Annotated in this window: 21 protein-coding genes; 9 read left to right on the top strand and 12 right to left on the bottom strand. The window is 66.2% G+C overall.

What is annotated here, in order from left to right; all coding sequences use genetic code 11:
* Positions 1–68: 68 nt before the first annotated feature.
* Complete coding sequence (locus tag ACJ7IV_RS02340) at positions 69–1,349, top strand: MgtC/SapB family protein (protein ID WP_483865592.1); 1,281 nt, start codon at positions 69–71, stop codon at positions 1,347–1,349.
* A 29-nt stretch (positions 1,350–1,378) separates the two neighbouring features.
* On the opposite strand, the gene ACJ7IV_RS02335 is transcribed toward ACJ7IV_RS02340, so the two are convergent.
* The 4 genes from ACJ7IV_RS02335 to ACJ7IV_RS02320 form a co-directional block, all read right to left on the bottom strand.
* A complete protein-coding gene (locus ACJ7IV_RS02335; RefSeq protein WP_483865591.1) occupies positions 1,379–2,188 on the bottom strand; it encodes a mechanosensitive ion channel family protein in 810 nt (269 codons plus the stop codon).
* Positions 2,189–2,200: 12 nt separating this feature from the next.
* On the bottom strand, positions 2,201–3,364 hold the full coding sequence (locus tag ACJ7IV_RS02330; protein WP_483865590.1) for a hypothetical protein: 1,164 nt from the start codon (positions 3,362–3,364) through the stop codon (positions 2,201–2,203).
* Positions 3,365–3,489: 125 nt separating this feature from the next.
* Complete coding sequence (locus ACJ7IV_RS02325; protein WP_483865589.1) at positions 3,490–4,497, bottom strand: zinc-dependent alcohol dehydrogenase family protein; 1,008 nt, start codon at positions 4,495–4,497, stop codon at positions 3,490–3,492.
* A gap of 75 nt (positions 4,498–4,572) precedes the next feature.
* Positions 4,573–5,763: a M24 family metallopeptidase gene (locus tag ACJ7IV_RS02320; RefSeq protein ID WP_483865588.1), complete on the bottom strand. Its 1,191-nt coding sequence runs from the start codon at positions 5,761–5,763 to the stop codon at positions 4,573–4,575.
* 135 nt (positions 5,764–5,898) lie between these two features.
* Here ACJ7IV_RS02320 and ACJ7IV_RS02315 point away from each other — a divergent pair, with 135 nt between their 5' ends.
* Entirely contained in the window at positions 5,899–6,627 is a 729-nt protein-coding gene (locus ACJ7IV_RS02315; RefSeq protein ID WP_213311961.1) for a YebC/PmpR family DNA-binding transcriptional regulator, read from the top strand.
* 103 nt (positions 6,628–6,730) lie between these two features.
* On the opposite strand, the gene ACJ7IV_RS02310 is transcribed toward ACJ7IV_RS02315, so the two are convergent.
* From ACJ7IV_RS02310 to dbpA, 4 genes are all read right to left on the bottom strand, one after another.
* Positions 6,731–7,282 carry a hypothetical protein gene (locus ACJ7IV_RS02310; protein WP_483865587.1) on the bottom strand — a complete coding sequence of 184 codons (552 nt, stop codon included), beginning with the start codon at positions 7,280–7,282 and terminating at the stop codon, positions 6,731–6,733.
* A gap of 274 nt (positions 7,283–7,556) precedes the next feature.
* Positions 7,557–7,997: a DUF4399 domain-containing protein gene (locus tag ACJ7IV_RS02305; RefSeq protein WP_483865586.1), complete on the bottom strand. Its 441-nt coding sequence runs from the start codon at positions 7,995–7,997 to the stop codon at positions 7,557–7,559.
* A 159-nt stretch (positions 7,998–8,156) separates the two neighbouring features.
* Entirely contained in the window at positions 8,157–9,059 is a 903-nt protein-coding gene (locus tag ACJ7IV_RS02300; RefSeq protein WP_483865585.1) for a PA4780 family RIO1-like protein kinase, read from the bottom strand.
* Positions 9,060–9,099: 40 nt separating this feature from the next.
* Complete coding sequence (gene dbpA, locus ACJ7IV_RS02295) at positions 9,100–10,503, bottom strand: ATP-dependent RNA helicase DbpA (protein WP_483865584.1); 1,404 nt, start codon at positions 10,501–10,503, stop codon at positions 9,100–9,102.
* A 254-nt stretch (positions 10,504–10,757) separates the two neighbouring features.
* Here dbpA and ACJ7IV_RS02290 point away from each other — a divergent pair, with 254 nt between their 5' ends.
* On the top strand, positions 10,758–12,224 hold the full coding sequence (locus tag ACJ7IV_RS02290; protein ID WP_483865583.1) for a dihydrolipoyl dehydrogenase: 1,467 nt from the start codon (positions 10,758–10,760) through the stop codon (positions 12,222–12,224).
* Positions 12,225–12,312: 88 nt separating this feature from the next.
* Here ACJ7IV_RS02290 and ACJ7IV_RS02285 read toward each other — a convergent pair whose 3' ends face one another.
* A complete protein-coding gene (locus tag ACJ7IV_RS02285; RefSeq protein WP_483865582.1) occupies positions 12,313–12,705 on the bottom strand; it encodes an HIT family protein in 393 nt (130 codons plus the stop codon).
* A 148-nt stretch (positions 12,706–12,853) separates the two neighbouring features.
* Here ACJ7IV_RS02285 and ACJ7IV_RS02280 point away from each other — a divergent pair, with 148 nt between their 5' ends.
* The 4 genes from ACJ7IV_RS02280 to ACJ7IV_RS02265 all read left to right on the top strand — a co-directional run bounded on the left by ACJ7IV_RS02280 (position 12,854) and on the right by ACJ7IV_RS02265 (position 15,189).
* Positions 12,854–13,171 (top strand): hypothetical protein, encoded by a 318-nt coding sequence (locus ACJ7IV_RS02280; RefSeq protein ID WP_232912621.1) that lies wholly within the window; start codon positions 12,854–12,856, stop codon positions 13,169–13,171.
* A gap of 168 nt (positions 13,172–13,339) precedes the next feature.
* Entirely contained in the window at positions 13,340–13,597 is a 258-nt protein-coding gene (locus ACJ7IV_RS02275; RefSeq protein ID WP_161430288.1) for a hypothetical protein, read from the top strand.
* A gap of 102 nt (positions 13,598–13,699) precedes the next feature.
* On the top strand, positions 13,700–14,605 hold the full coding sequence (locus tag ACJ7IV_RS02270) for a S66 peptidase family protein (protein WP_483865581.1): 906 nt from the start codon (positions 13,700–13,702) through the stop codon (positions 14,603–14,605).
* Between the two features lie 212 nt (positions 14,606–14,817).
* The gene (locus ACJ7IV_RS02265; RefSeq protein WP_483865580.1) at positions 14,818–15,189 is read left to right on the top strand and encodes a septal ring lytic transglycosylase RlpA family protein; all 372 of its coding nucleotides are present in this window, start codon (positions 14,818–14,820) and stop codon (positions 15,187–15,189) included.
* Here ACJ7IV_RS02265 and ACJ7IV_RS02260 read toward each other — a convergent pair.
* Positions 15,182–15,814 (bottom strand): LysE/ArgO family amino acid transporter, encoded by a 633-nt coding sequence (locus tag ACJ7IV_RS02260; protein ID WP_483865579.1) that lies wholly within the window; start codon positions 15,812–15,814, stop codon positions 15,182–15,184. The two genes, ACJ7IV_RS02265 and ACJ7IV_RS02260, sit on opposite strands and share 8 nt — an antisense overlap.
* 137 nt (positions 15,815–15,951) lie before the next feature.
* On the opposite strand from ACJ7IV_RS02260, the gene ACJ7IV_RS02255 reads away from it, so the two are divergent.
* Positions 15,952–16,821 carry a LysR family transcriptional regulator ArgP gene (locus tag ACJ7IV_RS02255; RefSeq protein ID WP_483865578.1) on the top strand — a complete coding sequence of 290 codons (870 nt, stop codon included), beginning with the start codon at positions 15,952–15,954 and terminating at the stop codon, positions 16,819–16,821.
* Positions 16,822–16,833: 12 nt separating this feature from the next.
* Here the strand turns inward: ACJ7IV_RS02255 and yghU are convergent, their stop codons facing one another.
* Entirely contained in the window at positions 16,834–17,709 is an 876-nt protein-coding gene (yghU, locus tag ACJ7IV_RS02250; RefSeq protein WP_483865577.1) for a glutathione-dependent disulfide-bond oxidoreductase, read from the bottom strand.
* A 266-nt stretch (positions 17,710–17,975) separates the two neighbouring features.
* Here yghU and ACJ7IV_RS02245 point away from each other — a divergent pair, with 266 nt between their 5' ends.
* Positions 17,976–18,512 (top strand): GspH/FimT family pseudopilin, encoded by a 537-nt coding sequence (locus ACJ7IV_RS02245; RefSeq protein WP_483865576.1) that lies wholly within the window; start codon positions 17,976–17,978, stop codon positions 18,510–18,512.
* A gap of 28 nt (positions 18,513–18,540) precedes the next feature.
* Here ACJ7IV_RS02245 and ACJ7IV_RS02240 read toward each other — a convergent pair whose 3' ends face one another.
* Positions 18,541–20,655, bottom strand: coding sequence for a PilX N-terminal domain-containing pilus assembly protein (locus ACJ7IV_RS02240; protein WP_483865575.1), 2,115 nt, complete (start codon positions 20,653–20,655; stop codon positions 18,541–18,543).
* Between the last annotated feature and the right edge of the window lie 53 nt (positions 20,656–20,708).

Below are 20,708 nucleotides of genomic sequence, written 5' to 3'. Positions count from 1 at the left end.
GTAAACACTTATGCAGGATTGTGCCGGTAGAAGCAGCGTTAACCGTCGCCAGTCGGAGCATCTCGCCCATGGAAGAGGTCACCCGCCATTTTCTCGACGCCAACCAGCCGCTGATCCGCCTGGCCGTGGCCCTGCTGCTGGGCTCGCTGATCGGCATCGAGCGCGGCTGGGTAGCCCGCGAGCAGCAGGCCGGCGAGCGCATCGCCGGCATCCGCACCCATGCCCTGGTGGGGCTGCTCGGCGGTATCGCCGCCCTGCTCTCCACCACGGTGAGCGCCTGGGCCTTCCCGCTGGTGTTCCTGGCGGTGGCGGGCATCGCCCTGGTGGCGTGGCGGGCGCGGCTGGCCGAACGCCAGGACTACAGCATCACCGGCCTGGTGGGACTGCTGCTGACCTTCTGTTTCGGCGCCGTAGCGGTGGAGGTGGACCCGGCCCTGGCCACCGCCTGTGCCGTGGCCACGGCGGTGATCCTCGACAACAAGCGCGAAATCCACGGCCTGCTCTACAAGCTGCAGGCCCACGAGCTCGACGCCGGCCTCAAGCTGCTGGTGATCAGTGCGGTGATGCTGCCGCTGCTGCCGGACCGTGCCATGGGTCCCGGCGGCGCGCTCAATCCCTACGAGATCTGGTGGATGGTGGTGCTGATCGCCGCGGTCTCCTTCGTCGGCTACTTCGCCATCCGCGTGGGTGGCGCCGAGAAGGGCATCCTCTTCACCGGCCTGTTCGCCGGGCTCAGCTCCTCCACCGCCCTGACCCTGCACTTCGCACGCCAGTCACGGCTGGCCCCGGGGCTCTCGCCGATGCTGGCCGCCGGCATCCTGATCGCCTGCGGCACCATGTTCCCGCGCATCATGCTCTACGCCGCGGTGATCAGCCCGGGGCTGATCCCGGCCCTGCTGCTGCCGATCACGCTGATGGGTCTCACCCTCTACCTGCCGGCGCTGTGGCTGTGGCGGCGCCACCGCGGCGATGGTGCGATCCACCAGCCAGTGGCAGGGCAGAATCCGCTGGAGCTGCGCACGGCGCTGTTCTTCGGCGCCCTGCTGGCGGTGATCATGCTGCTGGGCGAGTGGTTACGCGGTGCGCTGGGCGATGCCGGCATCTACCTGCTGGCCACCACCTCAGGCATCGCCGATGTCGACGCCATCACCCTGTCGCTGACCCGTATGTCGCTGGACGCCATCGCCCCGAACACCGCGGTGCTGGGCATCATCCTCGCCGCGGCCACCAACAATCTGGTCAAGGCGGGGCTGGCCGGCGCCTTCGGCACGCGCCGCACCGCCTGGCGGGTGGGGGTGCCGATGCTGGCCTCCCTGGCCATCGGCCTGGCGGTCGCCTGGCTGGCCTGATGCCACCCGCTTCCCTGCCGGGAGTGGCCTTAGCTCCCCTCGACGCCAGCCAGCGTCTGGGCGGGCCGCGCACCCAGGCGGCCGAGCTCCGCGCGCCCACGCAGGGTGAGGTCGGTGACAAAGCGGAACTGCTGACGCGGGTCCACGGGGTAGGCGCGAATCTTGTAGTGGGTGCCCCAGGGGTGCTCCTTGGCCACCACGGCGATGGGCCGGTCGAACTTGAGATAGGGGCTGGTCAGCGCCACGTCGCGCAGCGCCTCGCCGATCCGGGCGGCATCGTGGTCGGGGTGCAGGTAGAAGTCGGCCACGCACTGCAGGCTGTCGCCGCCGTTGTTGGCGTTGCTGATCGGCGTGTTCCAGATCTTGAGGTGGGGGATGCTGACCAGGTTGTCATCGGGGGTGACCACCTCGATGGTGCGCATGCCCACGTGGGTCACCTCGCCGTAGACCCCCTCGATCTCCACCCAGTCTCCCGGGCGGTAGGGCATCTCCACCGCCGCCGTCACCCCGGCGATCAGGCTGCTGACATAGTCCTTGAGGGCGAAGCCGATGGCCAGCCCCACGGCACCGAGCAGGGCGATCATGTTCTGCAGCGAGGGGTCGATGACGATGGGCACCGCCATCGAGATGGCGACGATCAGGATCGCCAGGCGTACCAGCGGCACCAGGGCGAAGACCCGGAAGCGGTGCTGGCCATGCAGCCGGTTGGCGGCCCAATTGAGCCCTCTCTGGCTCAGCACGATCAGCAGGATCGCCCCCGCCACCACCAGTGCCAGCTCCACCAGGGCCGCCGTATCCAGCTTGTTGAACAGCCGCGAATAGTCGTCGACGTTGTCCATCACCAGGCCTCCTTACAGGGCATCCACCAGGTAGGTACGCTCCTCGAGCAGGCGACGCACGCTCATGTAGCCCAGCGGCGCCACCCGCCAGCGGCCGTCAGCGCAGCTCACCACCCCGCGCCGCTGCAGCTGGCGCAGGCCGGAGAGCGCCCGGGCATGGGAGAACGGCAGCACCTCGGACAGCAGCGCCTCGTCGAGGCCACCGTGCAGCAGCAGGGCGTGGAGCAGCAGTACCAACTCCTCACCGACCTCGCCGGGCAGGGTGGCCTCGTCGAGGGTCTCGGCCAGCCACAGGGTATCCGGGGCCTCCCCCTCCGGCGCCTCGTCGCACAGCCTGGCCCGCCAGTAGTGCCAGGCCAGGCCCAGCTGGCCGCGACAGTGGGCGGCCAGCTCGCGCAGCTCGCGGCTGGTCGAGGCCTCATCGCCATCAACCAGCACCGGCTCGCCGCTGCCCACGGCGAGAATCGCCGGCGGCTCGCCTGCCGTGCGAGCCGCCGCGGCCCGGGTGGTGGCAGCCAGGTAGCGGGTCAGCCGCGCGCCGTCGAAGGCCTGCAGGGTCACCGCCGCGGATTCGGGCAGCGCCAGGGCATGGCGCAGGTAGGCCCAGGTCCAGCTATCACAGCCGATCACCCCGCACCCCAGGCGCCCGGTGAGTGCGGCCTCGAGGAAGTTGCGCAACCCGCCGAGCGACGTCGCCTGGCGCAGGAACCCCCGCTCCAGGCGCGGTATCACCCAGCCGTGTGCCGAGGGCTCCGGCGCCCAGGGCGACTCGCCCGCCAGCAGAGTTCCTGCCGCCGGCTCGGGTAACAGGCGCGCACCCTTCAGGCGCGCCCAGGCCTCGACCAGTTCGGCATGGCCATTCTCGGGGGCGCCGACCAGCAGGGTGACGGGCCCCGTCGACTCGCCGGCCTCGGCCAGATGGTGGGCCAGGGCCCGGGCACCCGGCTGCCAGTCGATGGGCGGCGCCAGGTTGGCCAGGCGCACCCGGGGCAGCCGCTCGAGCTGTGCCTCATCCCGCGCCGGCTCCTCCCTCGCCTCGCTGCCCAGCGTCAGCCAGCGTCCCATTGCCTGCCAGCGGCGCCGCGCCTGGCTGGCCTGGGATGCCCTGGGCAGCTCTCGCTGCTCGAGGGACACCACTTCCCACAGCGGGCATTCCCGCTTTTCGTCCTGCGCCATGGCGCCCCTTCCCCTGGTGGCCAACATCGAGATGACCATAGCACGCCCCGGGCGGGGCGCCGAGACGACGACGCCCGCCGCGGCAGGGCCGGGCGGGCGTCAGCAGGCAAAGGGACGCAGGATGGTTACCAGGTCAGGCAGATCTTGCCGAAGTGGCGGCCGCCCTCCTGGTGGCGGAAGGCGTCGGCGATCGCCTCCAGCGGAAACTCGCGGTCGATCACCGGCTTGAGCCCGCCGACCTCGATGGCTCGGATCATCTCCAGCTGGTGGCTGCGGCTGCCGACGATCAGCCCCCTCAGGCTGGCCTGCCTGGCCATCAGCTTGGCGGTGGGCACCTCCCCGGCGCCTCCGGTCAGCACGCCGATCAGGGCGATATGGCCGCCGATGCGCACCGCCTCGATAGACTGCGGCAGGGTGCCCGGGCCACCCACCTCGACCACCTGGTCGACCCCCTCACCGCCGGTCAGCTCCCGGACCGTACGGCCCCACTCCGGGTCCTCGCGGTAGTTGATGGTGTGCTCGGCTCCCAGCTCGCGCAGCCGCTTGAGCTTCTCGTCGGAGGAGGAGGTGGCGATCACCCGTGCCCCCATCATCCTGGCGAACTGCAGGGCGAAGATGGAGACGCCGCCGGTGCCCAGCACCAGCACCGTATCGCCAGCCTTGATTCCCCCGTCCACCACCAGGGCGCGCCAGGCGGTGAGCCCGGCGGTGGTCAGCGTGGCCGACTCGGCATGGCTCCACCCCGCCGGCTGGCGAGTGAAGGCGGTGGCCTTCGCCACCACCTGCTCCCGGGCGTAGCCGTCGACGCCATCGCCGGGGGTGGTGGCGAAGTTGCCCAGCCGTGCCGGGCCCTCCAGCCAGGACGGGAAGAAGGTGGAGACCACGGCGTCGCCCACAGCGAGCTCATCGACGTCCTCGCCCACGGCCTCGACCACACCGGCGCCGTCGGACATGGGGATGCGACCGTCGGCGGTGGGAATGCCGCCTGCCGCCACCAGGTAGTCATGGAAGTTGAGCGAGCTGGCGTGCAGGCGCACGCGGATCTCGCCCGGACCGGGTTCGCCCGGCGCTTCCTGTTCGCTCAACTGCAGGTTATCGAGCCCGCCCGGGCTCTTCAGGGTCACGACCTTCATGTTGGCTCCTTGTCGCTGAAATCGATGGCAATCCGGGACAGCCTGACACAGGGGTGCGGGCGATGTCCGCCGAGATCAACCCGTGAGCTCGTTGAGCCGCCAGTCGTTGTCGGTGAGGGGCACGGCGCCGCCGCCGGTGACGCGCACCGTATCACTCAGGCCGATGCCCCACTCTCCCGGACGGCGCAGGCAGAGCGGCAGGTGGAAGACCATGTCCTCGGCGAACTCGCGAGTCTGGCCGCGGGCGATGTAGCCGGTGCCCTCGACCCAGCTGGGCGGGAATTGGGCGCCCACCGCATAGCCGAACACCCCGGAGAAGAACACGCGCTCGGCGTGGGGCGCCAGCACTGTCTCGGCGGCCCGGGCGGCATCATCGAAGCGGTTGCCGGGGCGCATCGCGACGATCAGCGCCTCGAACATCTCACGACAGACATCGCGCAGCGCCTGCATCTCCGGCGTGGCCCGCCCCGCCACAGCGGTGCGCATCATCGGCGCGGTGTAGCGTTGGAAGGCCGCGCCGAACTCCAGGAACACCGGATCGCCCGGCTCGATCACGCGGCGCCTGTGGTTGACGTGGATGATGCTGATGCGCCGCCCGCTGGTGACGATGGGCTGCAGGCTCATGAACTCGCTGCCCGCCGCCAGCAGCGCCCGGCTGCCCTCCGCGGCGATGTCGTTGTCGGTGACGCCCGGCGCGATCACCGCCTCGGCGGCGGCGAGGCCGGCCGCGGTGATCCGCGCACTCTCGCCCAGGCAGTCGAGCTCCGCCGGCGTCTTGATGATGCGGATGGCGTCGAGCAGCGCCCCGCCATCATCGCGGAAGCGCTCGCCCCCCAGCCGCGCCTGCAGCTCGCGGATGATACCGAAACGCAGCCCGGCGCCGTAGAGGTCCAGGCCGATGGCGCGATGTACCGCCAGGGTCTCGGCGAGCGGCGCGACCACCTCCTCGATGCCTTCCCAGCGGTAGCCGAGGATCTCGTCCACTGCGGCGGTGACCACCGCCGGGCCGGTCTCGATGGAGGGCACCTGCAGCACCAGGCGGTCGGCGCTGACCACCAGGGCGGTATGCACCGACACCTCGAAGGTGTGATAGCCGGTGAGGTAGAAGATATCCGTCGGGTCGGTGAGCAGCAGGGCATCGAGGCCGGCCGAATGCATGGCGGTACGTACCCGGGCCAGGCGGGCGGCGAACTCCGCGGGCGGAAAAGGCAGTTCGCTGCCGCCCAGGGCGCCGGCCAGGGCGTGACGATAGGCGTGATGGTCCATGGGGCCTCCGGAGACGGATGGTGACTCCCGGAGTGTAGCCATGACGGGGGTCATGCAGGACGGAAAATAGCCCTGTTCCCGCCCCCTTGGGTCTCGTAGAATCCAGCCTCGTGTTGAACTCGACAGGATAATGATATGGGCAGGGCCTTCCAGAACCGCAAGGAATCCATGGCCAAGACGGCCGCCGCCAAGACCAAGGTCTACAGCAAGTACGGCCGCGAGATCTACGTCTGCGCCAAGCAGGGCGGCACCGACCCCGCCGGCAACCTGAGCCTGCGCGGGCTGATCGAGCGCGCCAAGAAGGACCAGGTCCCCACCCACGTCATCGACAAGGCGCTGGACAAGGCCAGCGGTGTGGGCGGCGAGGACTTCTCCCCGGCGCGCTACGAGGGCTTCGGGCCGGGCAACTGCATGGTCATCGTCGACTGCCTGACCGACAACCCCAACCGCACCTTCGGCGAGGTGCGCACCTGCTTCAACAAGGCCAAGAGCAAGCTCGGCACTCCCGGCAGCGTCAGCCACATGTTCGACCACTGCGCCATCCTGGCCTTCCAGGGCAGCGACGAGGAGGCGGTGCTCGAGGCGCTGATGGAGGCCGATGTCGACGTCACCGACATCGAGAACGAGGCGGGCCAGATCACCGTCTTCGCCCCGCATACCGAGTACGCCAAGGCCAAGCAGGCGCTGCTCGACGCCTTCGGCGAGCTCGACTTCGAGGTCGACGAGATCCAGTTCGTGCCCCAGGCCACGACCCCGCTGTCGGGCGACGACGTGGCCATGTTCGAGAAGCTCGTCGACGCGCTCAACGACTGCGACGACGTGCAGAACGTCTTCCACAGCGCCGAGATCGCCGACGAGGCGTGAGACACCGCACGAGCGCCTGTCTGACGACATCGGTTCCTGACGACAACGGCCGGCCATCCTGGCCGGCCGTTGTCGGTTGGTGGCAACGCGACCGCTCCCTGCCTCAGTCACGCGCCCCGACGGGGACCATCAGGTGCTGGTAGTCCGTGCCCTTCCACATCACGTACGGCCCACCATTGTGCGGGTCGGTCGGATAGGCCTCGAGCAGCGCCGCCGGGGCGAGAAGCATCAGGTGCGGCCCCTCCACGATCCACTCGTTGTCATCCGTGGGCCCCTCCGCGTAGGGATCGACGTTGCTCGCCCCCTCGTCGCCAGCCAGCATGTAGGCGATGCCCATCGACTCGGCCTGGAACGGCTCCTCGTTCTGCCAGGCCTGTCCCCACGCCTGCCAGGCCTCGTCGAGGCACATCGGCGCCGTCCCGGTCATGCTCGGTGGTGTCGGCAGGCAGGTATAGCCGTTCTCCCCCTCCTTGAGCACGTTGCCTTCCCAGTCGACTACCTGGGCGCCTTCCGCCATGCCCGGCCAGGCGGCCGCCAGGGCATCGTCGATCTTCGCCTGGTCGGCCACGGCCACGCCGTGTCCCGCCAGACTCGCCAGCAGCACGGCCAGGCCAGGCCCGGCCATCCGCTGCATGCCATCAGTCAGGTTCATCATTGTCTTTGCCTCCCAGTGCGGGAGGGAGCATCGCGGCGGTGGCCACGCATTCCGACAAGTCATCGCCAGCAGGGCATACGCCCTCCCGGAACTCCGGAGTACTCCCTGAGCCGCGTCACCTTCCGGTGCACTCCTCAGTAAAGTGCCATGGGCCTGCCAGTGCCAGCCGGAAGGGGAAAAATCAGTCGCGGGGATCAGGCGGCATCATCACGCAGGGCAGAGGCCTGATGATCGAGGGGAGTCGGGCGCCGCGAGAGCGCCCGGCGGGGGTGGATCACTCCACGGTAATGGTGATGACCTCGGAGGTCACCGGCGGGTCGAAGCTCACGTGCCGGTGGTCCATGAACAGCAGCTGCAGCTCATGCTCGCCCGGCTCCAGCTCCAGCGTGGTCTCGGTCTGGCCGCCGCCGAAATGGCGCATGCCGTCGTTGGCCGGCAGCGGCTGGTCGAGATCCACTTCGTCCAGCGGCGTGTCCACCAGCAGATGATGATGGCCGGTGCCCTCGGCCTGGGTGCCGGCGGGGGCCACTCCCATGCCCCTGAGGCCCATGCGCACTGTCACCGGGCCAGAGAGGATCGCGCCCTCCTCGGGCGACAGGAAGTAGACCTCGGCCCCCTCCGGAGCCGCGACGCGCTCCATCTCGGCCATGGCCGGAGCCGCCAGCAGTGCGCTGCCGGCCAGGCCCAGCGCCAGGGCAAGGATCCGCTTGTTCATGATGCTCTCCTCTGCCATCCCGCGATGGCATGCAGGGCGGTAGGTGCCGCCAGATAAACCATGCGGGCTGCCCACAGCCCGCTCCCGTCCTGTCAGACTAGTCGAGAGCGGCGGGGTTGGCAGGGAGCAGGTGGTCGAGAAAGGAGAGGCCTGCGCCGCTCAGCGCTCGCGCTGGGACTCGTGCCACTCAGCGGCGGCCTCTTCCACCCCGGGCTCGTCGCCGCGGTTGAGGGCCGCCTGGCGCTGGGCCTCCTCGTCGCGCACGTCGTCGATCACCGTCATCAACTCGTCGACATCGACGGGGGCGGTGTCGTGCACGAAGCGGCCGGTGAGGCGACTCTCCGGGTGCAGCTCGCCGGACTCGTAGAGCGCCCAGATCTCCTTGCCGTAGTCCGTGGCCAGCAGCTCCGGGGCGAAGCGGCCGAAGTAGCGGCGCATGTTGTCCACGTCGCGCTCGAACATCCACTCGGCGCTGTTGTTGCCGGCGGCATCCACCGCCTGGGGCAGGTCGATGATCACCGGGCCGTCGGCGGCCAGCAGGACGTTGAACTCGGAGAGGTCGCCGTGGATCAGGCCGGCACACAGCATCTTGACCACATCGGCCAGGATCTTGGCGTAGTGCTCGCGGGCCTCCTCGGCGCTCAGGGTCACGTCGTCCAGGCGCGGGGCGGTGAGGCCCTCGGTATCGCTGATCATCTCCATCAGCAGCACGCCGTCGATGAAGCCATAGGGCTTGGGCACCCGCACGTCCGCCGCGGCCAGCCGGTAAAGGGCATCGACCTCGGCGTTGAGCCAGGCCTGCTCCTGCTCCTTCTGGCCGTAACGGGTCTTCTTGGCCATGGCCCGCGAGCGGCGGCTGTTGCGCTCGCGACGCCCCTCCTGGTACTGCATGGCCTGCTTGAAGCTGCGCTGCTTGGCCTCCTTGAAGACCTTGGCGCAGCGCCGCTCCCCATGGGAGCGCACCACGTAGACCTGGGCTTCCTTGCCGCTCATCAGCTGGCTCTCGACCGCCTCGATCAGGCCGTCGTCCACCAGCGGCTGCAAGCGCTTGGGTATCTTCATCTATCCTCCCGGTAGTGCCAAACCGTATTGCCGATTCTGTTCAGCGGCTGATGCGCCGGGCGCGAAAGCTGCGCCCCTTGATTCGGCCGTTCACCAAACGCTCCAGGGCCTGGTCGACCACCTCGCGCCGCACGGCCACGTAGGCGCTGTTGGCCAGCACCTTGATCCTGCCCACCTGGTCACCGGCCAGCCCCGCCTCGCCGGTCAGCGCACCGAGGATGTCACCGGGGCGCACCTTCTGCTTCTTGCCGCCACCGATCTGCAGGGTCGCCATGGGGGCCATCAGGGGCTCCCGGGAGAGCACCGAGCGCGGCGGCAGGCTGGCCTCCTCGAGGGGCTCGCCGAGGAAGTCGGTGAGGCGCGCCAGTCGGTACTCCTCGCCCTGGCCGACCAGGGTGCAGGCGATCCCCGCGCTGCCGGCCCGGCCGGTGCGCCCGACGCGGTGCACGTGCACCTCCAGGTCCCGGGCGATGTGGTAGTTGAACACCGCATCCAGTTCGGCGATATCGAGTCCGCGGGCGGCCACGTCGGTGGCCACCAGGATCGAGGCGCTGCGGTTGGCGAACAGCACCAGCAGCCGGTCGCGGTCGGGCTGCTCCAGGTCGCCGTGCAAGGCCAGGGCGCTGAAGCCCGCCGCATTCAGCGCCTGGGCCACCTCGTCGGTCTCGCGCTTGGTATTGCAGAACACCACGCTTGCGGCCGGGCGCAGGTGCAGAAGCAGCCGGCACAGCCCCTCCAGGCGCGCTTCGTCGCCGTCGGCGACCCGGTACACCCGCTCATGGATGCTGCTGGCGTCATGGGTCTCGGCCACCTTCACCGTCACCGGGTCGCGCATCAGCGCCGCGGCCACGGGGCGTACGGTGTCGGAGAAGGTGGCGCTGAACAGCAGCGTCTGACGGCGGGCAGGGGTCTCGGCGACGATCGCCTCCAGGCTCGCCTGGAAGCCCATGTCGAGCATGCGGTCGGCCTCGTCCAGCACCAGGGTCGCGAGTCCGTCAAGCGCAAGCGAGCCCTTGCGCAGATGCTCCTCCACCCGGCCCGGGGTGCCCACCACGATATGCGCACCGTGCTCCAGCGAGGCCAGCTGCGGCCCGAAGGGAGCGCCGCCGCACAGGGTCAGCACCTTGACGTTGGACAGGCTACGCGCCAGCCGGCGCAGCTCGCCAGCCACCTGATCGGCCAGCTCCCGGGTCGGGCAGAGCACCAGCCCCTGCACCCGGAAGCTCGCCAGGGTCAGCCGCGAGAGCAGCCCCAGGCCGAAGGCGGCGGTCTTGCCGGAGCCGGTCTTCGCCTGGGCGATCACGTCGCGGCCGGCCAGGATCGGTGGCAGGCTCTCGGCCTGGATCGGCGTCATGGCGGTGAAGCCCAGCGAGGCGAGGTTATCGATCAGCTCCGGCGCCAGCGGCAGCGCGGCGAAGGAGGCGTCGGAAGGGGTATCGGACAAGGGAACATCCTGCAGAAAGGGGCAGCCAGGGACAGCGGGCGAGCCAGGGTCGTAAGCGAGCGACGGCGAGGGCCGAGCGGCCTGTGCCGGAGAAGCGGGAGATGGATGGCCTGCAGGATAACAGAAAGCCGGCCACGCCACCGGACAATTCCCGCTCCCTGCGGGCCTGCGTCAAGACGCCACCGTTGTGGCCCATCCGGCTGCCCCCAGCTATGCCATAGTGAAGTATCAGATTCCCAAGCAAGGAGAGCCCGATGCAGCAACGTGAGGTCGATATCGCGATCATCGGCGCCGGCAGTGCCGGCCTGAGTGCCTGGCACGCCGCCAGCAAGCACAGCGACAGCGTGGTCTTGATCGAGGGTGGTGAGTACGGCACCACCTGCGCCCGGGTGGGCTGCATGCCCTCCAAGCTGCTGATCGCCGCCGCCGAGGCGGCCCACCAGGCCCGCGATGCCGGCGGCTTCGGCATCAAGGTGAGCGGCGTCGAGGTGGACGGCCGCGCGGTGATGGCGCGGCTCAAGCAGGAGCGCGACGGCTTCGTGGGGCGGGTATTCAAGTCGATGCAGCGCATCCCCGAGGCCAACCGCCTGCAGGGCCACGCCCGCTTCGAGGATCCACACACCCTGCGGGTGGGCGAGCACACCCGGGTCAAGGCCCGCAATATCGTCATCGCCACCGGCTCGCGCTCCACCTGGCCGAAGATGTTCGACGCCGCCGGCGACCGACTGATCATCAACGACGACGTCTTCGAGTGGGACGACCTGCCCGAGTCCATCGCGGTATTCGGCCCCGGCGTGATCGGCCTGGAGCTGGGCCAGGCACTGCACCGCCTGGGAGTGCGCCTGCGGGTCTTCGGCGTGGGCGGCGCCCTGGGCCCGTTCCGCGATGCCAAGGTGCGCGAGGCGGCCGACGCCACCTTCAACGAGGAGTTCTACGTCGACCCCGACGCCCGGGTGGAGAAGATCGAGCGCGACGGCGACGCCGTGGTGATCAGCTTCATCGAGCGCGACAGCGGCGAGACCTTGACCGAGCGCTTCGACTACCTGCTGGCCGCCACCGGCCGGCGCCCCAACGTCGACCGCCTGGACCTGGAGAACGCCGGCCTCGCCCTGGACGACAAGGGCGTGCCGCACTTCAACCGCTTCACCCTGCAGTGCCGCAACGCCGATGACGGCCCCAGCCATGTATTTATCGCCGGCGACGCCAACCAGGAGCTGCCGCTGCTCCACGAGGCCAACAGCGAGGGGCGCATCGCCGGCGACAATGCCGGGCGCTTCCCCGAGCTGCGCGCCGGCCGGCGCAACGTGCCCCTGGCCATCGTCTTCAGCGAGCCACAGATGGCCACCGTGGGCGAGGGCTATGCCGAGCTCGAGAAGCGCCTGGGCGGCTGCGACTGCCTGGCCGTGGGCGAGGCCTCCTTCACCGACCAGGGCCGCGCCGTGGTGATGCGCCAGAACCGCGGCCTGATGCGCCTCTACGCCGAACACGGCTCCGGCCAGTTCCTCGGCGCCGAACTGTTCGGCCCGCGGGTAGAGCATATGGCGCATCTGCTGGCCTGGGCGCTGGAGCAGAAGCTCAGCATCAGCGAGATGCTGGCCATGCCCTGGTACCACCCGGTGCTGGAGGAGGGACTGCGCGGCGCCCTGCACGACCTCAATGCCAATCTGCAGCTCGGCCCGGCGATCACCGAGCGCTGCATGGAGTGCGGCCCCGGCGACTGACTGCCGCCTCGTGATTGCCGTCACCGCAAACGCGAAAGGCCCGGGGCAGCGTCCCGGGCCTTTCAGGTTAAAGCGGACCTGCCGGGGCTCAGCCCAGCGCCGCGCGCAGCTTCTCGGCCGCCGCGGCCAGGTCGGCCGACTCGGCCATCGGCAGGTTCTCCACCTGGATATCGCTCATCGCATCCAGCGGGGTCAGGTGGACATGCACATGGGGCACCTCCAGGCCGACGATCAGCATCCCCACGCGCTGGCAGGGGAAGGCCTGCTTGATCGCCTTGGCCATGCGCCGCGACACCGTCATCAGGTGCTGATAGAGCGGCTCGAGCAGGTCATCCCAGTGGTCGACCTCCTCGCGGGGAATTACCAGCACGTGGCCGGGCTTCATCGGCTGGATGGTCATGATGACCACGCATTGGTCATCCTCGTGCACGAAGTGTCCCGGAATCTCGCCCTGCATGATACGGGTAAAGATGCTGGCCATGGTGCCCTCCTGGCGATAGCGGGTAAGTGGAGACTAACGTCGACTGCAGCGACGGCGGTGATCCGGTATGCTGGTCAAGGCAGTACCGCATGACCAAGGAGCAGAATACACGATCGATCATTCAATCCAAGCCAGCACGGAGGTTCACATGAAGGTCTATAAACCTGAATGGCGGTGCACGTTTAGCGTAAACGAAGGCGCGGATGACACAGCCGGCTGGAAACAACGGATCGCCTGGCAACTGCGCGACTTCGCCGACCGGCTGGAAGGTGGCGGCAGGACCCTGAAGATCGACTGCGATGTGGTCCCGGCGGTGAGCCGGGAGGATGTGGATACCTGTCTGGGCAAGGGCTTCGCCGTGACCCAGGGGCTGCTCACCCAGCTCGCTCACCAGGCGGCCTGCGAGGACGTGATGCGTGATGCCAAGGCAGAGCTGTTCGAGGAGGAGGACGTCTCGCGACATTGAGATCGCCTCCCTCCTGTCACACCCCGGGCTGCCGTTCAGCTCGGGGTGTTTTCGTTCCAGGCCTCAACTCCGCCGTTGACAGCGCAAGCCGGTGCGGCCTATGCATATAACAAAGGCATCCGCCTTTTCCCGGCGCTACCGGGCTCCACGTTCGCCAAGGATGCTGTCATGGACACCATGCCCAGCCACCCGCTAACGCCATCCGAACTCATCGACCAGCCGCTGCCCAGCCCGCATGTGCCCGCCGCCTGCCTGGGCTTCGATGCTGAACTCGCCCGCCGCCTGGCCCTGGCCAAGGCCCGCCTCGACCGCCTGGAGCACGACCCCGACTCCCGCGACCTGAGCGCCCTGGGGGCGGCACGCATCGAGTTCGCCCAGGCCTCCCGCGCCGTTGCCGACGAGCTGCTGGCCCGCGGCCTGGGCTGATCGCCCCGGCCGACAGGAAGAGGCCGCAGCCCCGGGTGCCAGGATGCGCGGCGGCTGCAGGCATGGCATCCTCGGGGCCTCCATCGCCGCCGGACAGCCTCCATGTCACTCGCCATCAGCCTGATCGCCCCCTCATCCATCACTGACGATGCCGCCGTGTCACGCGGCATCCGGGGGCTCGAATCGCTGGGCGTCAGGGTCCACTGCCCCGATCCGCTGCAGCGCCCCTGCCGCTACCTGGCCGGCTCCCGCGAATGGCGCCTGGCCCAGCTGCATGCCGCCTACGACGACCCCGAGACCCAAGCGGTGTGGGCGATCCGCGGCGGCTACGGCGCCGCCCAGTTGCTCGACGGCATCGACTGGGGGCGGCTTTCAGTCAATCCCAAGCCGCTGGTCGGCTACTCCGACGTCACCGTGCTCCTCGACCACTGGCACCGTCACGGCCTGCCGGCCATCCACGGCCCGGTGGTCAAGGCCGCCGGCGGGCTGCTCGACGCCCATGACGAGAGCGAGGAGTACGGCGTACTTCGGCGCCAGCTCCGCGAGACCCTGGCACTGATCGACGGCCCCGCCACCCTCGACTATCCCACCATCTATCCCATTGCCGCCTGGGGAGAGACGCCGGACACGCTCACAGGCCCCCTGGTCGGCGGCAACCTCACTACCCTGGCCAGCCTGGTGGGCACTCCCGTCGCCTTCAGCGCCCCGCAGGGGGCCCTGGTGATCCTCGAGGATGTCGGCGAACCCTGGTATCGCCTGGAGCGCGCGCTGTGGCAGCTAGTGCAGGGCGGCGCCCTGAACCGGGCCGCCGCGGTGTGCCTGGGCACCTTCGAGGGCTGCTCTCCCTGGGGCAACGAACGGCTCGAGGCGATCCTCGCCGAGACCCTGGCACCGCTGGGCCTGCCGCTCTACCACGGCCTGCCCGTCGGCCATGGGCTGCACAACCGCCCCTGGCGCTACGGCGCCATCGGGCATATCGGCCAGGGCCGACTCACCGTCGAGGCCTGACACTGGGGCCTCCGAAGACCAGCCCGGCGCCCTGCGGGAGAGTCCTTGCATAAGTTTGTCGCGATCTAGCACCCATCGTCGCCCATCTTCGAGATCGCTTGCGTGGCCGCCGGCGAGTGGTTACTATTTGTGCAACGCAGCGGGGGAGCGCCCCGTCCTCATTGCATCGTGCAAGCACACATCGCCATAGCGAGAACCATGAGGTAACACCGATGGGAACCCGATCGCCCCTGTTCCTGACCTGCTGTCTGGCAGGCCTCCTGACCCTCGGCACTGTGACCACTGCCAGCGCCGAGACTCAGAAGGGATACGCCTCCTACTACGCCGACAAGTTCCAGGGCCGCACCACCGCCAGTGGCGCGCCCTTCGACCAGAATCAGCTCACCGCCGCCCACCGCCACCTGCCCTTCGGCACCGAGGTCGTGGTGAAGCGTCCGGACACCGGCCAGGAGGTGAAGGTGGTGATCAATGATCGCGGCCCCTTCGTGAAGGGACGCATCATCGACCTCTCCAAGCGTGCCGCCAAGAAGCTGGGCCTGCTCCACCGCGGCGTGGCCCCGGTGATGATCACCCAGATCAACTGACCCCCGCCATGGCGGGTGGCATGCCCGCACCGCTCGCCAGCTGCAGCGCGATGGCGGCCATCATCACCCCGATGGCGCCGTCGATGGCCCGCCACGCCGCCGGCTTCTTCAGCCATGGCGCCAGCGCCGCCCCACCCCAAGCCAGCAGGCTGAACCACAAGATCGATGCCGACCCCGCCCCGGCCAGGAAGCCGGCGGTGCTGCTCTGCTGTGCCCCCACCGCCGGAATCAGCAGCAGGGTATCCAAATAGACCTGGGGATTGAGCAGGGTCACCGCCAGGGTGGCCAGGATCACCCGACGACGCCCCGGTGCCGCAACCGACTCGCCATCCAGACCCTGGCGCCCGGTGGCTGCCCGCCACAGTGCCTGGGCGGCCAGCCAGGCAAGAAACACCACCCCGGCCCAGCGCATCGCCTCCATGGCCTGGGGCACGGTCAGCAGCAGTGCCGAGACGCCAAGCATGCCCGAGCTGAACAGCAACAGGTCGCTGGCCATGCACAGCCCGGCCGACCACCACTGGTGCTGACGACGGATCGCCACCCCCAGCACATAGGCGTTCTGGGCGCCGATCGCCATGATGATCCCGCCGCACACCACCAGCCCGGTCAGATAGCTCTCCAGCATGGGTCCTGCTCCGTCGCGTTATCGATGGCGGCCAGCGTAGCCGATGCCGACCATACGCAGAAATCATCCTGTTAATGCAGCATCAGTTTTTCTTATGCTGATGTTATAAGATCTGGGCTCGAAAAGGAGACCTTGCGATGCTGGACTACAAGCTGCTGGAGGCACTGACGGCGGTGGTGGAGTGCGGCGGCTTCGAGCGAGCCGGTGAGGCGCTGGGGCTGTCGCAGTCGGCAGTCTCCCAGCGCATCCGCTCGCTGGAGGTGCGCCTGGGCCAGCCGGTGCTGGTACGCACCCCGGCCCTGGCGCCCACGCCGGTAGGCCGGCGACTGCTCAACCACGCCCGGCGAGTGCAGCTGCTGGAGCGCGACCTGCGCCAGGCGCTGCCAACACTTATTAGCGAGGCCCCGCGACTACGCATCGCGGTGAACGCCGACAGCCTGGCCACCTGGTGGGCACAGGCCATCGGTCAACTCTGCCGGGAGGAAGGTGTGGTGCTCGACCTGGTAGTGGAGGACCAGGACGTCGGCCTGCGCCGACTGCGCGACGGCGACGTGGCCGCCTGCCTGTGTGCCAGTCCACAACCGGTCGCCGGCGCCCGCGCCCTGCCGCTGGGTCGCATGAGCTACCTGCCACTGGCCACGCCCGCCTATCGCGAGCGCCACTTTCAGGAAGGCCCCACGGCCGACGCCTTCCGGCGTGCGCCGGCCATCGTCTTCGGGCCCCACGACCAGCTCCAGCACCGCTTCCTGGCCAGCTGTGGCTACCACGGCCCCTTCCCCTACCACCTCTGCCCCGCCTCCGAGGGCTTCGTCAGGCTGGCCCTGGCCGGCATGGGCTACGGCATGATCCCGCGGATGCAGGTGGAGGGTCAGCTTGAGCACGGCGAGCTGGTCAGCATCGCCCCGGGGCAGGCATTGGAGGTCCCGCTCTACTGGCACAGCTGGCGCCACAGCGGGAAGCTGATCGAGCGGCTGACCGACACCCTGGGCGCGGTCAGCCTTACCTGAAGGGACGCACGACTACTGCTCGGTGCCAATCTTGTCCTGGGTCTGCGTCTCGAAATCGCTGGCGGCGTGGCGCTCATGGAGCTGCATCTCCGGCTCGCCGAAGGTGCGGTTGACCATGCGGCCGCGCTGCACCGCCGGGCGGGCATCGATCTCCCTGGCCCAGCGCTGCACATGGGTGTACTCCTGCACCTGCAGGAACTCGCCGGCGTCGTAGAGCCGCCCCAGCACCAGCTGGCCGTACCAGGGCCAGTTGGCAATATCGGCGATGGTGTAAGTGTCGCCGGCCAGGTAACGGTTATCGGCCAGGTGGCGATCCAGCACATCGAGCTGGCGCTTGGTCTCCATGGCGTAGCGGTCGATGGGGTACTCAAGCTTCTCCGGCGCATAGGCGTAGAAGTGGCCGAAGCCACCACCCAGGAAGGGCACACTGCCCATCTGCCAGAACAGCCAGTTGAGGGTCTCGGTGCGGGTGGCGTGATCGGCCGGCAGGAACTCGCCGAACTTCTCCGCCAGGTAGAGCAGGATGGCGCCGGACTCGAACACCCGGGTCGGCGGCTGGGTGGAGTGATCCATCAGTGCGGGGATCTTGGAGTTGGGGTTCACCTCGACGAAGCCGCTGCCGAACTGGTCACCCTCGCCGATGCGGATCAGCCAGGCGTCGTACTCGGCATCCTTGTGGCCCAACGCCAGCAGCTCCTCGAACATCGCCGTGACCTTGACCCCGTTGGGGGTGCCCATGGAGTAAAGCTGGAAGGGGTGCTTGCCTACCGGCAGCGGCTTCTCGTGGGTGGCCCCGGCCACCGGGCGGTTGATACTGGCGAAGGCGCCACCGCTCGGCTGCTCCCATTTCCACACCTTCGGCGGCACATACTGGTTCTGGTCGCTCATGCTAACTCCTGGTTGCGAAGCCGCCCCGGCTATCGGCGGCGGCGTGTGAGGCTCCGACAAACGATAGCGGGTTAAGGTTTCGGATTCGAGCCAGCGTCAGTGTTCGAGGAGTCAGCAACCGACGTTGTTCACGCATATGCGTGGCGGTGAGCACCTACATCAGGTGTAGGAAAAAGCGGACAAACGGCCCCGGGGGCTTGGCTACGGTGAAAGAACCACTTCACCAACTTCGCACCAAAGCAAGGAGACATCTCCGGGAGGGCCCCATGCGCCTCGCAACCCCACCCCGCCGCGGCTCCCGCCGCCTTCACGCCGGCCTGACGCTAATCGAGCTGATCGTCGCCATCACCGTCGCCGCCATCCTCTTCACCTGGGCGATCCCCAGCTTCCAGCAATTCAGTGCCCGCAACGAGGTGGCGGCGGAGGTGATGCGGATCCGGACGGCACTGCAGTTAGCCAAGAATACTGCCGTGACGCGACGTCGTGTGATCGCGGTCTGCCCCATCGCCTCAATGAGCGCCACCACGTGCGAGAAGTACGACTGGTCACTGCCCATCGCCATCATTGACGGGCACGCCACGGCGGGAGACCTGACCGGTGTAGAGATCCTGAAGGTGCTGGAGCCAAGTGGCGGCCCCAGCGTGGCCTTCAATCGCGATTACCCGGTGAGGTTCCAGTCGACGGGGTGGAGCCGCGGGCACAATGGTACATATATCGTATGTGGGGATAACGAAATAGGGCGAAAGGTTGTTTTAAGCAACATAGGAAGATTCTGGACTACCAAAGAAGAAGCGCCATGCTGATGCAAAGGCGCTTCTCAGTCCATACTAACTAGTTCACCAAACGTTCAGACCACGTCTCTAAAATATAGGAGTAGCTGTCCACCTTGTTCCCCACCAGCCATGCATCCCGGGCTTCATCGGAGAGAAGGTTCAGCGCAACTTCCACGGCTTCCTGCTCATGGATAAAATCATTATTACCCATACCATTGCTATCAGCAGTAAATATCTCGCATTGCATACTACCTTCTTCATGATTGTAAAAGTAGGGATAGATGACTGACGCCCCATAAAAATCCTTGGTGCCACCACCGGAGATAGTGAAATCTCCGAGAACTATCAAAATACCCTTAAAGCCAGGATTACCATTAAACTCAACATCACCATCAACTATCAAAACTCCACCCTTGCTTCCATCGAGAGAAAAGTTGCTGAGCACAGACCGAGAGACGCCAGTCACACTACTACCATCATTGACCTGATGACTAATGACAGGATCAGGATCCTCCACATTGCTCGCCACACCTAGATCATAATGCTCAAATCCATCAATTATTTCAGAAAAAACAGATCCAGCATCAGGGAATTCAAGGGTTTCAAAATAGGGCTGAGAAGAAGGAAAGTAAACGGGCATAAAACCATCAAAATATGAATCAGAAAAACCAGCAAAATAAGGGTTTAAGTTTTTATTCCCACCAACAGACACATCAAGCCTTGAATCCATGTAGCCAGGATCCAAACTTACAAAGCTATACGAAGCAGAAGCATCGGTCAAATCAATAGGACCTGAAAACATGAGACTTCCATCTCCAGATGCGGAATCCTCTATAACTTGAAGACCTCCATCACCGAGGGAGTCGACCGCCAAGCCTCCATCTACAATATTCCTTACCAGACCATCATCATCAACCCCATCCGAATCAGCATCAGAAAAGTTAGTCTCTCCATTAGCAACCGAAATAGCCAGCTTGCTATCTCCACCATCATTGACATAGCGGGCAAGCAAGGAATGGTAATTATCCGTTATTACGTTAACACCCAGCGGAACACTCCCCACACTGGCCTCATCATCAAATGAGAAATCATAATCAAAAACCCTGTCATCACCGGCGGGCACATCATAAACATCCTCACCACTCCCGAAAGCCAACCTGTCCACATGATCAAAATCGACCACATTGACATGGTCTGATGAAAGAACGGCTGAGATAAAATTATGGAAAGCAACAGGGTCTTGGCCATCCAATATTGGTGTAGCTGTCTTCGATCCGACCCCACCAATAAAATTGCACATCGGATTGTTGATTTTATTAGGATTCGCAGCGTTTGAACTTTGGTTATAACACAGACCATAGTCGATTTCGACTTCATCGTAACTAACAAAGGTATCGCTGGCTCCAATATCTCCACCTACTACTACATCTCTAGCATGATAAACGCCATACTCCGGATCACTACCAGGCAGCTTAACAAAGATCAACTCACTATTATCTACATAAGGCGAACCACTCAGAGAGCTATTATTAAAAATCCCCTCAAGCACAGCTTTCGCCTCATCAAGGCTATTGGTTGAAACAGCAGGATCATAAACTCCATTTAGCTCGGCGAGCTCTTCTCCAGTCATATCTGCTGCATTCGAGGGCGCCGTATAACTAGAAACACATACAGGATTAAAGGCAGCCATCTTGCCGACACCTTCCAGACGTAGCGAAAAATCCACATAACGCTTAGCTATTGCCAACTCATCAATCTCCGCCTGCGTCAGGCCTGTAGGGTCAACCCCGGCGGGCAGGACCACACCTTCAGAGACCAAGTTCCTCGTATAGACTTGACCCTCTACAGTAACTTTAAAGAAAACCCCTTCGCTACCAGCCCCTGCCTTGTTATACTCTCTAGTAATACAGTCAGCTGCATCACAAAATAACGCTGCCTCAAAATCATTAACGCTGGGAGATGCTATCTCTCCGCTTTCCCCCTTCACCTGGATCACCTTGACAACCTTGGAGGCTCCATACTCAGCCGCTCGTAGGGCCCTCTCAGCTGCACGCTGGTTTCCAGCCATAGTTTCCTGCATACGTGAAGACTGCACACTGGACAAGGAAACAATTAAAGCCAACACCAGAAGTACAAGCGTTACAGCTAGCGCAGCCCCTCTTTGATATCTCATTGTTGCTGTCCTTCAAAAATAACCAATAAATGATATAACAGCCAAAAATCAGA

The sequence above is a fragment of the Halomonas sp. C10-5 genome (genome assembly GCF_057169305.1).
The sequence above is the reverse complement of the archived record's forward strand: the minus strand, read 5'-3'. Positions and strand labels throughout refer to the sequence as shown.

Coding starts and splice junctions, on each gene's coding strand:
- ACJ7IV_RS02325 (WP_483865589.1), bottom strand. CDS start 4,497: ATGAAGGTCGTGACCCTGAAGAGCCCGGGCGGGCTCGATAACCTGCAG.
- ACJ7IV_RS02290 (WP_483865583.1), top strand. CDS start 10,758: ATGCAGCAACGTGAGGTCGATATCGCGATCATCGGCGCCGGCAGTGCC.
- ACJ7IV_RS02310 (WP_483865587.1), bottom strand. CDS start 7,282: ATGATGAACCTGACTGATGGCATGCAGCGGATGGCCGGGCCTGGCCTG.
- ACJ7IV_RS02335 (WP_483865591.1), bottom strand. CDS start 2,188: ATGGACAACGTCGACGACTATTCGCGGCTGTTCAACAAGCTGGATACG.
- ACJ7IV_RS02340 (WP_483865592.1), top strand. CDS start 69: ATGGAAGAGGTCACCCGCCATTTTCTCGACGCCAACCAGCCGCTGATC.
- ACJ7IV_RS02275 (WP_161430288.1), top strand. CDS start 13,340: ATGGACACCATGCCCAGCCACCCGCTAACGCCATCCGAACTCATCGAC.
- yghU (WP_483865577.1), bottom strand. CDS start 17,709: ATGAGCGACCAGAACCAGTATGTGCCGCCGAAGGTGTGGAAATGGGAG.
- ACJ7IV_RS02260 (WP_483865579.1), bottom strand. CDS start 15,814: ATGCTGGAGAGCTATCTGACCGGGCTGGTGGTGTGCGGCGGGATCATC.
- ACJ7IV_RS02330 (WP_483865590.1), bottom strand. CDS start 3,364: ATGGCGCAGGACGAAAAGCGGGAATGCCCGCTGTGGGAAGTGGTGTCC.
- ACJ7IV_RS02305 (WP_483865586.1), bottom strand. CDS start 7,997: ATGAACAAGCGGATCCTTGCCCTGGCGCTGGGCCTGGCCGGCAGCGCA.
- ACJ7IV_RS02280 (WP_232912621.1), top strand. CDS start 12,854: ATGAAGGTCTATAAACCTGAATGGCGGTGCACGTTTAGCGTAAACGAA.
- ACJ7IV_RS02315 (WP_213311961.1), top strand. CDS start 5,899: ATGGGCAGGGCCTTCCAGAACCGCAAGGAATCCATGGCCAAGACGGCC.
- ACJ7IV_RS02265 (WP_483865580.1), top strand. CDS start 14,818: ATGGGAACCCGATCGCCCCTGTTCCTGACCTGCTGTCTGGCAGGCCTC.
- ACJ7IV_RS02240 (WP_483865575.1), bottom strand. CDS start 20,655: ATGAGATATCAAAGAGGGGCTGCGCTAGCTGTAACGCTTGTACTTCTG.
- ACJ7IV_RS02255 (WP_483865578.1), top strand. CDS start 15,952: ATGCTGGACTACAAGCTGCTGGAGGCACTGACGGCGGTGGTGGAGTGC.
- ACJ7IV_RS02270 (WP_483865581.1), top strand. CDS start 13,700: ATGTCACTCGCCATCAGCCTGATCGCCCCCTCATCCATCACTGACGAT.
- ACJ7IV_RS02320 (WP_483865588.1), bottom strand. CDS start 5,763: ATGGACCATCACGCCTATCGTCACGCCCTGGCCGGCGCCCTGGGCGGC.
- ACJ7IV_RS02245 (WP_483865576.1), top strand. CDS start 17,976: ATGCGCCTCGCAACCCCACCCCGCCGCGGCTCCCGCCGCCTTCACGCC.
- ACJ7IV_RS02300 (WP_483865585.1), bottom strand. CDS start 9,059: ATGAAGATACCCAAGCGCTTGCAGCCGCTGGTGGACGACGGCCTGATC.
- ACJ7IV_RS02285 (WP_483865582.1), bottom strand. CDS start 12,705: ATGGCCAGCATCTTTACCCGTATCATGCAGGGCGAGATTCCGGGACAC.